The following is a 12,672-nucleotide window of genomic DNA, read 5'->3' as shown; positions in this document are numbered from 1 at the left end:
CGTCCTCGTAAGACAATGCGTCGGGAATTATTGTTCAAGCTGCTCCACCTCCAGACTGTGCGCGGGAACCTCGAGATATTTTCCGACTAGCTGTTCCATGCTGCCGTCCTCGCGCATCTGCGCGACAACCTCGGTCAGCTGCGCCGCAAGACCGCGTGTGTCGTGCCTGGAAAACGCCACGCCGATGCCGGTCGTCAGCAGCGGTTCATCCAGAATGCGGAAGTTCGCGCCGTAGTCCTTCATATACTGCCGGATAGCCTCCTCGTGTCCTGCTACTGCGTCCACATAGCCGCAGTCCAGCATGGCATACTGCACACCGCGGTCAGCGAGGCTGATGACATTTCGGAAGGCCGGGACGTTTTCGCCTCCGCTCAGAAAGATCGCCTCCGGCTTGCCGGTAGCCTGCACCGCGATGGTCTTTCCGGCAAGATCGCTCATTTGCTCGATGCCGCTCTGCGCGCCGACGGCGATGACCTGACGGCTCACCAGATACGGTCCCGCCCACTGATAGTCGTTCTCGCGGCCGTCCATGGAAAAGCAGCCCCAGATGCAGTCGATTTCTCCGTTATCGACCAACTCGGTCTTTTGTTCCCAGTCGATCGTGGTGAATTCCGCACGGTATCCCATGCGGCGGAATGCCTCCTCCGCAATATCCACGTCCAGACCGGTAATGTCGCCGTTATTATCCATATAAACATAAGGCGGATAGGTGTCGCTGCCGACGGTAATCGTCGGCAGTGTGCTGTCGGATGCCGCCTCCGAGGCGCAGCCGGACAGCAGCCCCGCCGTCAGCATGGTCAAAAGCGCCAGAGCGCATTTTACCCGTTTGTGTCTGTTCATACCGATGATGGTGTCCTCTCTCTTGTTCGTTGTCTGTGCCGCAGGTCGGCACAATTTATCTTTTATTATAACATGCTGCCGCGCTCCTGCACAACAGAAATTTCCGCCGTTGGCGCTGACGGAAGTTTTCCTTTATTCTGCATCGCATTGGTAGTATAATATAATTGTGCAACCGGTCAAATTCCGGTAAACAAAGGGAGGGAAAGCGACCCGGCTGCGGTCGAACGACTATGAACCGACAGAAAATTCTGATTGTTGACGACTCAGAGCTCAACCGAGAAATGCTCAAGGCGATTCTCGGTGAGGAATATGACTACGCAGAGGCAGAGGACGGCGCGCAGGCCCTCCTCATGATCCAGCAGGATATGCACATCGACCTGCTGCTGCTGGATATCAATATGCCGAAAATCGACGGCTTCGGCGTGCTCGAGCGCATGAATCAGTTCCGCTGGATCGAGGAGCTGCCAGTCATCATGATCTCCGCCGCCGAGGACCGTGCGGTTATCGAACGCTGTTACAGCCTTGGCATTACCGACTATATCCGCCGTCCGTTCGACTCCTTCATTGTGCAGCGCCGCGTCAAAAACACGCTCACGCTCTACGCCAACCAGAAGCGGCTGATGGACATGGTCTCCGACCAAATCTATCGGAACGAGAAAAACAGCCATGTCATGATTGGCATCCTCAGTCATATTGTCGAGTTCCGCAACAGTGAGAGCGCACAGCATGTGCTTCAGGTGCAAACCGTGACCGAAATGCTGCTGCGCAAGCTGACCGAAAAGACCGATGTATACGGTCTGACTGAGGAAAAGATCCGCCTCATTACCACCGCGTCCGCCCTGCACGACATTGGCAAGATCAGCATCCCCGAGAGCATTCTGAACAAGACGGGCGCACTGACGCCCGAGGAATTCAACATCATCCGCACCCATCCCGCCGTCGGCGCATCCATGCTCGAGGAGTTGACGCAATACCGCGACGAGCCGCTGGTCAAGGTCGCTATCGAAATCTGCCGCTGGCACCACGAGCGCTGGGACGGCGGCGGCTATCCGGATGGCCTGCTCGGTGAACAGATCCCGATCTCGGCGCAGGTGGTCGCACTGGCGGACGTATTTGACGCGCTGACCAGTGACCGCTGCTACAAAAAGGCGTACAGCCACGACACCGCCATCACCATGATCCTCAACGGAGAGTGCGGCGCGTTCAACCCGATGCTGCTCGACTGCCTTCATGAGATCAGCATGCGCCTCCGAAGCGCACTGCCGACGCTCGCCGCCGATCAGGTGCTCCACCGCGACGCAAAGCGCCTGTCTGCCGAGCTGCTGCAAAAGAGCGATGTACCGCTCAGCGACCGCGCCCAGCGCGAGCTGGATTATGTCAAGGAAAAGCTGGATTTCTTTGTCTCCTGCTGCGGCGATGTGCAGTTTGAGTATGACGTTCCCGCCGATATCGTCATAATAGCCGACCAAAGCCGTCCGCGGCAGCAGCAGCGCACGATACTGAACGTGCATGAACCGGACAGTCTCCGACTGCTGCGGCCGGCCGATATTGCGCGGCTAAGAGCCGCCCTCAAGGCCACAACGCCCGAGAACAATGAGCTTTCGCTCAGCCTGCTCCTGCCGGTCGGGCACGAGCAGCACTGGCACAACATCCGGATGCGTACGCTCTGGTCGCCATTCTCCCCCGGTCACTATGTCGGCGTAATCGGCTGTCTGACCGACACGCAGAAAGTGCAGGACAGCTGTGCGCCCTTCCGCTGCACAGACAAAAGCGCAACGGACGAGCTGTCGATCACCGATGATATACAGCGTCTGAGCGCGTTCTTTGATGTCGTCCGTCTGGTTGACCCGACAAAATACGCCGTGCTCGATCTCGATGCGGACGGCGTTCTGCACCGCACGGGTGAGCGCTGCGCCGCATTCTGGGATACCGACGTGGGTTGCGCCAACTGCATCTCTGCACGGGCGTATGCTGAGCATACTACGCTCAATAAGCTCGAATTTACACGAAATGAGATGTATTTCGTCATCTCCAAGTATATTACGATCAACGGCACGCCCTGCGTGCTCGAGCTGGTCTCGCGGCTCAACGAGGGCCGCTGGATCGACGCAAACGGCTCACGTTTTCTGCTTGACCGCACGCGCGGCGAGGATATGCAGCTGTTCCTCGACCCGCTGACCAACGTCTATTCGCGCCGTTATTTTGAAACCTACCGCACCCACCTTGAGGGCATGGAGGGCGTGGCGCTGATCGACGTAAACAACTTCAAGCTCATCAACGATCGCTGCGGCCACGCCGCAGGCGATGCGGCGCTGCGCGACATTGCGGACGCGGTGCGCTCCTGCATTCGCAAGACCGATATTCTGATCCGCTACGGCGGCGACGAATTCCTGCTGCTGTTTCCGCGCATGACCGAGGAAGTTTTCCTCGACAAGAAAAAGCAGATCCAGCAGGTCGTGCGCGGCATCCGCATGTCGGAGTTCGCGGATGTCCAGCTTTCGGTCAGCATCGGCGGCATCTGCGGCGTGCATCCGATCACAGAGGCTATCCGCAAGGCGGATTATCTGATGTATCTGGACAAGGCCGAACAGAAGTCCTGAAAAGCGAAATCCCCTGCCGGGGATACAGAAAATCTGTCCCCGGCAGGGGATTTTTTGCGTTCTTTCCAAGCGGCAGCGCGACGGAGTCTGCGCAAGGAGCCGCGTCTTTAATTTTGTGCTGCCTCCGCTTCCTCGACCGAAACGATCGTGCCGTCAAACGAATCGACCTCGGAGACCGTGCCCGTATAAGTCACAGTGACCGAATCGCCCTCTGCGGCATCGTCCAGACCCTTCGGCGTATCGGAGGGATCGTAGGTAAATTCATAGGAGGCACCCTCGGCATCCGTTACAACGAACATGCCGTTCTTCTTCTCATCGAGCGAGCCGGTGAGCGTGTTTTCCTGCTGCTGTTCGCTGCTCGAGGACGAGGCCGCCGCAGACGATGCTGTACCGGTATCCTTATTTTCGGCGGGCTTGCTGCCGCAGGCCGAAAGCGATGCAGCCAGCAGAGCCGTGCATGCAAATACCATCAGTGTTTTTTTCATGTAAAAAGCCTTCTTTCTAAGAGAGCAGTATCTGCTCTCTTTCTCTCTATTAGACGAAGCACGTCTAAAAAGGTTCCGTCTTCTGAAAAATTTTTTCACGGATTTTTTGGGGCGGTCCGCCGCACCCGGTCACATCTGCTCGACGGCTTCCTCGGTCAGCAGCCGCAGCAGCTCGCTCGGCGGCAGGGGACGGGAGAAATAATAGCCCTGAATCATGTCCACGTTCCAGCTCCGCAGCAGCTCCATCTCCTCCTGCGTCTCCACACCCTCCGCAATGATGCGGTAGCCGAGACGGCAGAAGGCGGATACGATGCTCTGGTAGAAGAGCGCGGCGTTTTTGTCCGTGCAGATGTGGAACAGCAGCGAACGGTCGAGCTTGATGACCGAGAACGGCAGCTGCATGACCGTATTCAGGTTGGCGTAGCCCGAGCCGAAATCATCCAGACACAGGCCGATGCCGGCCGCCTGAAAGCTCTCCGCCACCCGGGTCAGGCTCGCGGAATACTCGGTCGCAACCGTCTCGGTGATCTCAAACTGGAAGCAGGAGTACGGCAGACCGTATTCATCCAGAATGCGGATCAGGTGGCTTCCGCCATCGCTGTGAATGAGATCGAGCGGCGAAAGATTGATCTTGACGTTCGCAATGCTCGCGCGGAGCGCCGGGTTTCGCGCAGAAAACGGCAGACACGCCGCAGCTGAAGCTCGGTGATCTGGCTGATAAGGCGGTTCTTCTCCGCAAGGCGGATAAAAATATCCGGTGAGATCCAGCCGAGCGTGGGATGCCGCAGGCGGCTGAGCGCCTCAAGGGTGACAAAGCGCTGCTGATGCAGCGAATAGACCGGCTGATAATAGACCTCGAACAGATCCTCGTCGATCGCGCGGTGCAGGAACTGCTCGACCTGCTTGTTGTAGTAAAAACTGTCCCTGTTCTTGCGGTCGTTCTGGATGACCTCAGTCCCGCCGCGGCGTGCTGCGAGAGATTCGAGATATTCCGCATAATCCAGCACAAGACCGCCCGTTCCCAGCTTTTCCGCGCCCACCACGCCGCACAGGATGACCGGCGAGGGAGCGGCCTGCTCGTCATCCGGCTGCGTGCGGAACACCTGCCGCAGACTCGTCAGACAGGCTTCGTACTCGCGCAGCGAGAACGTCAGCAGCAGAAACCGCTTGCCTGTCACGCGGAACACGTTCCTGCCCGCGATCTCCTGCATGTGCTCTGCCGCGCGGCGCAGAAATTCGTCGCCGCTCTGCACGCCCGAGACTTTGTTCATGTGGTCAAGCTGGTAGGCGTAGACCGTGATGATGTGAAAGGCCTTGTGTGCGTCGGTCAGCTCGTTCATGCGGCGCAGCAGATACTGCTTGTCATTCAGTCCGGTCAGGCTGTCCATGCACGCGCAGGGATTGTTGATGGTCAGATACATTGCGAGAATGCTGAGCGAAAGGCCGAAGCCGATCGTCAGCACCGCGGGATTGACGGCCTGCGCGGCGATGCCGAAGGCGGCGAGCAAAAAGACCGTAAGCAGCGCCGTCAGATTGCGGCGGCTGACCGCATCCCGGTGCACCGCGACAAAAATCGCTGCCGCTGCGATGTGCAGCAGGGCGCTGACATACAGCAGCAGATACCACGGACCGTGGTAGTAGCCGGTGCTGTCGAAATAGAACAGCTTTTCGGTGAAAGGGTTGGTCAGAATGATAAAAACCAAAACGATAGTCGGAATGCCCATGCGCAGTACGGTTCCGGTGGAGATCACGCGGCTCGAGCACAGTGTACAGACATAGTACAGCAGCATGAGCGGCAGGATCGCCTGAAACAGATAGAACACGGTGTTCGAGAGCATGCGGCCGACGCCAAAGCTGTACGGAGCGTACAGGATGAAGCATGTACTCACCAGCTCGGTGAAAACGTCCAGACTGACGACGGTCAGCAGGCGGCGGAACATGAGGCTGTTCCGGTCATCCATCTGCCGCTGATGAGAATACTGCCACAGAACAACCAGCAGCACCGCCATCCCGGCGATCAGATAATGTAGATTGGTTGTCATTCCGTGTCCCCTCCCAGTCTGGTTGCATTTCTCTTCAAATAGGCGTCCGCCTCCGCCTTCCATGCGCTGATGCTGCGCGATTTTCCGTCCTCGTCGCACAGGCGGCTGAAGCCGTAGGTCATCGTGATGCGGGCGCGCGGCGCACAGGTGCGGTTGTACCGCGCGACGATCGCGCTGAACTGCCGGTGCAGCTGCCCCGAATTTGCCCTTGGCTCGGGACGAATGAGGGCGAACTCGTTTCCGCCGGTGCGGAAGCACGATACACTTTCGCCTCCGTCCACGCACGCGCGGCAAAAGTCTGCAACGCACCGCGCGGCGGCGATGACCGCCTCATCCCCTGCCTGAAGGCCGAAGCGGTCGTTGCGCTCGTTCAAGCCCTCCAGCCGGATATAGGTCAGCACCGCATCGCGGCATCCGACCTCGCCGGTGCGGATGCGCTCCATGTATTCCTCAAACGCGCGGCGATTCGGCAGACCGGTCATACGATCCTCACGCTGCATCTGATGCTGATGCGGTGCTCCATGTGAAAGCGCATATCCTCGGTCGCCTGTCCGAGCAGCTCACGGAAGAGCAGGATGATGAACAGCAGCACGCCAAACTGGAATATTGCATCGTACCAGTAGATGTGCAGCAGGCCGTACAGGACGAGCGCTGCCACGCCGAACACGCCCAGTGCGGCAAACGCCGCAATATGCAGCCGAAGCTGCTGCGAGGGCTGCTCGCGGTACGACCGGAGCAGCACGATCAGCATCGCCGCAACGCCTGCCGTCAGAAGCAGGTGCGTCAGCGGCAGCATATCAATAAACCGGATGCCGAAAAGCCGGTACGCCGCGCCCTGTGCGAGCGCGTTGGCGCAGAACAGCGCAATGCATATATCGGGAACGAGCTGCCGTCTGCCGCTTATCGTGTTGCGGACAAAATGCACCATCGGGATAGACATCAGCATAAAGGCGTAAAAGGAAACGACGCTTCCGGCGGCAGTATCCCGTCCGTAAATCTGATACAGAGCGGAATCGGTCAGGCACCACAGGCTGCACAGCAGCAGAAAGACCGCCACATCGAGGAAGCGGCGCTCGTGGATGCCGCAGCTGCTCATGTAGCAGAAGATCAGCAGCGCCAGCACGGCAAGGATGACCATGGCGAGCATCATGACCAGGGAAAACAGTGAGGTCTGGATATGGTGGCCGGTGATGCTCCGCACCGAGCCGAGCAAAGGCGCGTCAAACCTGTCTGTCCGGTCGGAAAGCTGCGTAAAGGTCAGGCTGAGCGTCTGTCCGCCGATATTGTCCGGAAGCTCCGCATCCGCCCACAGGCGACCCTTCATCTGCGTGTTTTTCGGAAAAGCGTTGTCCTCGTAGCGATAGAGCAGCGTTTCGCCCGCACGGATCTCGATGCCGTATTCCACGCCGCGCGCGCTCAGCAGCTTTCCGGCATCGCGGGCGGTCAGCGTGTCGTTATACAGGGTAAGCGTCTGCCCCGGCTCAGCCGGAAGCGTGACCGGGAGCGTAATCTCGCGCCGCACGCCGTTCGTCAGCTGATACCAGCCGGTATCAAGGGTGGAAAGCTCCCTGTCCGGCTCGTGCTGATGCAGTCCGGCAATGAGGAACGTCAGCATTGCCACGGTCAGCAGCAGGGCGGCTGTCTCTGCGGCGCACCGCAGGGTTTTGTGTTTCATGACTGTTCCTCCGTCCGGTCGTCTTCGTGATGGTGCTGCTTTTCCGCGTACATACGGCTGTCCGCCGTGATGCGCACCTGCGAAGCGTCGCCGTCCTCCGGATAGCAGGCGCAGCCGCAGCTGACGCCGACCGAAAGCAGTTTTCCTTCGATAACGATGGGCGCAGAGAGCATAGTCTGAATGCGCTCGGCCATGCGGCTGCGCTGCTCCTCGTCCATATCGGCGCTGACGATAAGCGCGAACTCATTGCCGCCGATGCGGAAGGCGTAGTCCCGGCTGCGGATGCAGCGCAGCAGCCGCGCGCTGATCTCCTTGAGCAGCCGGTCTCCCATGGCGTGACCGTAGGTGTCGTTTATCGGCTTAAAGCGGTCGAGATCGAGGTAATACAGCACAAACGGCAGCTTTTTCGCCTCACAGATGTTCAGGACCCGACTGAAATAGCGCTCGTTGAACAGGCCGGTCAGACCGTCCGTGTTTGCCATGTTTTCCAGCTCGACCTTCTGCCCGATATCCTGCACAACCTGCATGATCACGGAGACCGTGCCGTCCGCGTGCCACTCAACCGGGAGGACGGTCATCACCATATAGGCGTTCTCCGTCCGGCTGCAATACTCGATTTTGAGGTTGTCATCCGGTTTGCGGAGCACACTGCGCAGATAGTCCGGCGTAAGCAGCCGCGAAAGCTTGGCGTTTTCCGTATCGATCAGCGCGACATAGCGTTTAGAGATGATTTCGACCATTTCCGAATACTGTCCGGAGGTCGGATAGAGCGGCTGATCGAACCGCAGCTCATAATAGCGGTAGCGTCCGGTATCCAGATTGACGATGGAATACCGATCGACGATGCGGCTCATGCTTTGCAGGAAACGGTCGCTTTTCATCTTTTCGCGCTCGAGGTTCAGCCGCTCCATTTCCTCGTTCTTAAGGCGCAGCCGGCTCTCCATCCCCAGCGCCAGCACCACGATGATGACGGTGAAAAAACAGAGTGCGCCGAGCAGGATGAGCGAGGAATTCTGCACGTCATACAGTGCACCGTCCACCTCATCCGCCTGGATGATGCCAACGAGTGACCAGTCCGGAAACGCGGTCGGCATCGCGACCAGATAGTTTCTCGTCCCATCGCAGGTGAACTGCGCGCTTCCGCTCTTGCCAAGCTGAATGCAGTCCTTAATATCGTCCATGCTGCCATATTTCCAGTCAGCGTGGTTGGACAGGTCGTACAGGTTGGTCATTCCCGCGCACAGCTCGGTCTGCGGTTCAAACTCCAGCACGATGTCGCCGTTCGAGCGCACCACATAGCAGTCGCTCTGTCCGCCGTACATACTGCCGTCAACCAGATCATCGACCACGTCCGTATCATAGCTGACCGCGATACCGGTGTAGGTCACGCCGTCCAGCGTCAGATTTCGGCTCATCGGCATCGCAAACGCGATCTTGGGCACGCCGTAGGTTGCCGTATAGGTGGAGACGATTGGCCCGCCCTTGCTGTACATCTCCTGAAAAACGCCGTCGATGCTGTCGGCGCTGCCCTTTCGCCCATCTGCTGTTAGATACTGCGAGTTCTGATTGACCATATAGAAATCGCTGTAATGCCACGACGATCGGTTGTCTTGAATCGTGTTCCATATCTCGTCAACGTCTTCATCAGTCTGTACGTTACTCATCAGGCTGTCCCACTGGCTCAGCACGGTCCAGTTTCGCTGCACGAACAGCGTGAAGGTCTTGGAGATTTGCGCATAGCTTTCGAGCAGATGATTCGAGCTTTCCTGATAAATCTGCATTCCGATATAGTTGCTGTAAACGCCAATACCCGCCGCAAACACTATGGTGAGAAGTGCGGTCAGCAGAGCAATTCTTGATCGCTTTTTCATGTTCTGCCCCTCCTTCGGTAAAATTTATTCATTCCTTTTCCCATGCCATAATTATACTATTTCCCGACCGAAAAGGAAAGCGAAGATTGCGGCGCAGCGGCATTTATTTTCCTCTGCATATCCGAAAAAACCGGAGTACCGTCAGCCGTTCTCGGCCGGTACTCCGGGTTTTGATGTATCCGCATGGCGCGGTCAGTGCATAATGCCCTTCAGCGCGTCGATCAGCTCCTCAACCACGATCGGCTTGGACAAAAAGCCGTTCATGCCGCAGTCGAACGCCTGCTTTCGCTCCTCCTCGAACACGTTGGCCGTCATGGCAACGATCGGGACTGCGGCGCGCGCCGGGTCCTTCAGCGCACGAATGCGCTGGGTGGCGGTATAGCCGTCCATGACCGGCATCTGCACATCCATCAGCACCAGATCATAGCGGCCCGGGTCCGAGGTGCGGACCTTTTCCACCGCGACCGCGCCGTTCTCGGCGATATCGACCAGAAAACCGTACTCGTGCAGGATTGTCATTGCGATCTCACGGTTCAGCTCGTTATCCTCAACCAACAGGATATGCCGTCCGCGGAAGTCGGCGTTTTTCCCGGGCAGGATGTCCTGCTCATCTGCCGTCTGCATGTGTCCGATGGCTGTCAGCAGGGTGTCGCGCAGGTCGGACAGGAACATCGGCTTGGAGCAGAAGGCCGTCACGCCTGCCGCCTTCGCCTCCGCTTCGATATCCGACCAGTCGTAGGCGGTCAGGATGATGATGGGGGTGTCATCATTCAGGCTGCGAATCTGGCGCGTGACCTCGATGCCGTTCATGTCCGGCAGCCGCCAGTCGATGATATAGGCGCGGCAGGGGTCGCCCAGCTCGATGGACTGCCGTGCACGCAGCACAGCCTCCCGTCCGGAGAGCGTCCACTCCGCACGCATTCCCACACGGGTCAGCAGCTTTGCCACGCTGTCGCAGGTGTTGAAATCGTCGTCCACCACCAGCGCTTTGAGGCCGGCAAGCTCCGCAATCTTTTCCTCGCGGCGGGTTCCGGTCCGCACGCGCAGCGGCAGACAGATGATAAACTCGGTGCCCCGGTTCTTCTCGGTCTGCACCTTGATTGTGCCGCCCATCATCTCGACAATGTTCCGGGTGATGGCCATGCCAAGACCGGTTCCCTGTATCCGGCTGACCGTGGAGGTACGCTCGCGTTCAAACGGCTCAAAAATCTTCTGCGCGAACTCCGGACTCATGCCGATGCCGTTGTCGCGGACGCGGAACTCGTACTGTGCACAGTCGCGCACGGTTCCGGCAAGCTGCCGGATACGCACGGAGACCGTGCCGCCCGCCGGCGTGAACTTGATGGCGTTGGACAGCAGGTTGAGCAAAATCTGCCCCAGACGTGTCCGGTCGCAGTAAACGTCCTCGTCGGCAACGTCAAGCACATCCATATAAAGCTCGAGCTGCTTGGCGTATATCTGTCCGCTGACGATGGTCTTGATATCGTGCAGCATCTCGGCGAGGTTGACCTCGGTTTCCTCCAGATGAAGCTTGCCGCTCTCGATGCGGCTCATGTCCAGAATATCGTTGATGAGCGCGAGCAGGTGGCGGCTCGAGGAGAGGGTTTTGGTCAGATAGTCCTTCACCCGTTCCTGATTGTCGATATTGCTGACCGCAAGGGTAGTAAAGCCGATGATCGCATTCATCGGTGTGCGGATATCGTGCGACATATTAGACAAGAAGGTGCTCTTGGCGCGGCTGGCGGCTTCGGCGGCCGCAACCGCCTCGGAAAGTGCCTGATTGATCTTCCGGTCAGCCGTGCGGTCGGACATCACGAGGATGTACTTGGTCCGGCCTGCGACCTCGCTGCCCATGGCGACGATGTGGAACCAGCGGCGCTCACCGGTTTGCTGATGGGCATAATCGGCATCCCATTCGCTCTGCTCGCCGCACTGAATCCCCGCGAGGAAGTTCTTATCGTGGTCGGGAGAGTCTTTCGGGTGCAGCGCCCGCAGTGCACGGATGTCCTGCTGCACCTGCTCGAGCGGCACGCCCAGCAGCCGCTCGATGTTCGGGCTGACATAGTCCGTGCGGGAGGTTTCGGCATCCAGCATGAAGAAAACGTCGTCCACGTTGCGTGAGAGCCGGGTGAACAGCTCATCCCGATACAGGATCTCGGTATCTCTCCGACGCAGCGCATCGCGGCTTCTGTGCACGATGAGCGCGATGAGCAGCACCATAAGCAGGCACGCAATAGCGGTCACGATCTCGACCGTCCGGTGCCACAGCGTATCCATGCTGGCGTTAACAACGCTGACCGGGACAAGGCTGAGCATAATCCAGTCCTGAATGCCTGTGTTCTCGTAGACCAGATAGTACCGGGTTCCATGCAGCGTCAGCATCTTGCTTCCGTCCCTGCCCTGCGCGAAATCGTCACTCAGCGCGTCGAACGCTTTATCGGACAGATTGGAGCTGCTGCGCAGCTCCGCGAGGAAATTATAGACCGATTCCTCGCTGCCGTTCTCACCGTCAGCCTCGCTGTCGAGCACAACGCGCCCGTCCGGGTAGACAACATAGTTGTGGCTCGTGCCCTCGAAGGCGGAGTTGTCGATCGCGCTCAGCACCGTACCATTATAGTAGGCGATGGCGATCGCATCATAGGCGAAGCCGCGGTAGGTGCCGCTCATCTCCGGGCAGGCAAACACGAGCATCTGCGGCTTTCCGGGCAGCACCGCATTCACAACGACATCCTCTCCGGCGAAAAGCTGCGTGTCCAGATCGGTCTGCGAGCCAAGGCTGCTCTTTTCGCCGTCCTGCGTCATGCAGCTGCCGTCCGAGGCGAGGAAGTAGAGGGCGGCGCAGCCGGTCTCCTTCTGCATCTCGTTCAGACTGGAACGGATCTGTTCTTCGCTCGAGGCGTTTTTCAGAAAATCGTTCCACAGATGCAGAATCATCTGGTTTCGGCTGACCAGATGGTTCAGCATATTGTCGGATTTACGCAGGATCTCCGACAGATGCGAGGTGCTCTCCCGATAGACCGTCTGCGACATAAACAAGAAATACCGATAGCAGATGCCGCCGAGCAGCACCGCCAGAGCCAACAGTGCGGCGGCAGGGCGGCGCCATTTTTTCAGGAAGCGGTATTTTATTTTGCTTCCGCGTGTTTTATCTGCCATTTT

9 protein-coding genes are annotated in these 12,672 nt (G+C 58.5%); 1 reads left to right on the top strand and 8 read right to left on the bottom strand.

All coding sequences use genetic code 11. The annotated features are described in order from the left end of the window. Nucleotides 1-27: 27 nt before the first annotated feature. Nucleotides 28-840: a substrate-binding periplasmic protein gene (locus tag DXB00_RS13350; protein ID WP_117489432.1), complete on the bottom strand. Its 813-nt coding sequence runs from the start codon at nucleotides 838-840 to the stop codon at nucleotides 28-30. A 230-nt stretch (nucleotides 841-1,070) separates the two neighbouring features. Between DXB00_RS13350 and DXB00_RS17795 the strand changes: the two genes are divergently transcribed. Further along, complete coding sequence (locus tag DXB00_RS17795; protein ID WP_118729922.1) at nucleotides 1,071-3,440, top strand: HD domain-containing phosphohydrolase; 2,370 nt, start codon at nucleotides 1,071-1,073, stop codon at nucleotides 3,438-3,440. A 107-nt stretch (nucleotides 3,441-3,547) separates the two neighbouring features. Here DXB00_RS17795 and DXB00_RS13340 read toward each other — a convergent pair whose 3' ends face one another. The 7 genes from DXB00_RS13340 to DXB00_RS13310 form a co-directional block, all read right to left on the bottom strand. Next, nucleotides 3,548-3,925 (bottom strand): hypothetical protein, encoded by a 378-nt coding sequence (locus tag DXB00_RS13340; protein ID WP_117750972.1) that lies wholly within the window; start codon nucleotides 3,923-3,925, stop codon nucleotides 3,548-3,550. Nucleotides 3,926-4,054: 129 nt separating this feature from the next. Then, nucleotides 4,055-4,531: an EAL domain-containing protein gene (locus DXB00_RS17790; protein ID WP_305143106.1), complete on the bottom strand. Its 477-nt coding sequence runs from the start codon at nucleotides 4,529-4,531 to the stop codon at nucleotides 4,055-4,057. After that, on the bottom strand, nucleotides 4,504-5,967 hold the full coding sequence (locus tag DXB00_RS17785; protein WP_305143105.1) for a GGDEF domain-containing phosphodiesterase: 1,464 nt from the start codon (nucleotides 5,965-5,967) through the stop codon (nucleotides 4,504-4,506). Before DXB00_RS17785 ends, DXB00_RS17790 begins: the two co-directional genes overlap by 28 nt. Further along, nucleotides 5,964-6,449: a diguanylate cyclase domain-containing protein gene (locus DXB00_RS13330; protein ID WP_158581322.1), complete on the bottom strand. Its 486-nt coding sequence runs from the start codon at nucleotides 6,447-6,449 to the stop codon at nucleotides 5,964-5,966. The genes DXB00_RS17785 and DXB00_RS13330 overlap by 4 nt, the downstream gene beginning before the upstream one ends. Further along, nucleotides 6,446-7,642 (bottom strand): diguanylate cyclase, encoded by a 1,197-nt coding sequence (locus DXB00_RS16205; protein ID WP_147359220.1) that lies wholly within the window; start codon nucleotides 7,640-7,642, stop codon nucleotides 6,446-6,448. Before DXB00_RS16205 ends, DXB00_RS13330 begins: the two co-directional genes overlap by 4 nt. Beyond that, nucleotides 7,639-9,513: a sensor domain-containing diguanylate cyclase gene (locus DXB00_RS13315; RefSeq protein ID WP_119215032.1), complete on the bottom strand. Its 1,875-nt coding sequence runs from the start codon at nucleotides 9,511-9,513 to the stop codon at nucleotides 7,639-7,641. Before DXB00_RS13315 ends, DXB00_RS16205 begins: the two co-directional genes overlap by 4 nt. Nucleotides 9,514-9,705: 192 nt before the next feature. Further along, the gene (locus DXB00_RS13310) at nucleotides 9,706-12,669 is read right to left on the bottom strand and encodes a hybrid sensor histidine kinase/response regulator (RefSeq protein ID WP_119215031.1); all 2,964 of its coding nucleotides are present in this window, start codon (nucleotides 12,667-12,669) and stop codon (nucleotides 9,706-9,708) included. Between the last annotated feature and the right edge of the window lie 3 nt (nucleotides 12,670-12,672).

Source organism: Butyricicoccus sp. OF10-2, assembly GCF_003481925.1.
In the GTDB taxonomy this organism is placed as follows: Bacteria; Bacillota; Clostridia; order Oscillospirales; family Butyricicoccaceae; genus Agathobaculum; species Agathobaculum butyriciproducens.
The sequence above is the reverse complement of the archived record's forward strand: the minus strand, read 5'-3'. Positions and strand labels throughout refer to the sequence as shown.

Coding starts and splice junctions, on each gene's coding strand:
- DXB00_RS13340 (WP_117750972.1), bottom strand. CDS start 3,925: ATGAAAAAAACACTGATGGTATTTGCATGCACGGCTCTGCTGGCTGCA.
- DXB00_RS17795 (WP_118729922.1), top strand. CDS start 1,071: ATGAACCGACAGAAAATTCTGATTGTTGACGACTCAGAGCTCAACCGA.
- DXB00_RS16205 (WP_147359220.1), bottom strand. CDS start 7,642: ATGAAACACAAAACCCTGCGGTGCGCCGCAGAGACAGCCGCCCTGCTG.
- DXB00_RS17785 (WP_305143105.1), bottom strand. CDS start 5,967: ATGACAACCAATCTACATTATCTGATCGCCGGGATGGCGGTGCTGCTG.
- DXB00_RS13310 (WP_119215031.1), bottom strand. CDS start 12,669: ATGGCAGATAAAACACGCGGAAGCAAAATAAAATACCGCTTCCTGAAA.
- DXB00_RS13350 (WP_117489432.1), bottom strand. CDS start 840: ATGAACAGACACAAACGGGTAAAATGCGCTCTGGCGCTTTTGACCATG.
- DXB00_RS13315 (WP_119215032.1), bottom strand. CDS start 9,513: ATGAAAAAGCGATCAAGAATTGCTCTGCTGACCGCACTTCTCACCATA.
- DXB00_RS13330 (WP_158581322.1), bottom strand. CDS start 6,449: ATGACCGGTCTGCCGAATCGCCGCGCGTTTGAGGAATACATGGAGCGC.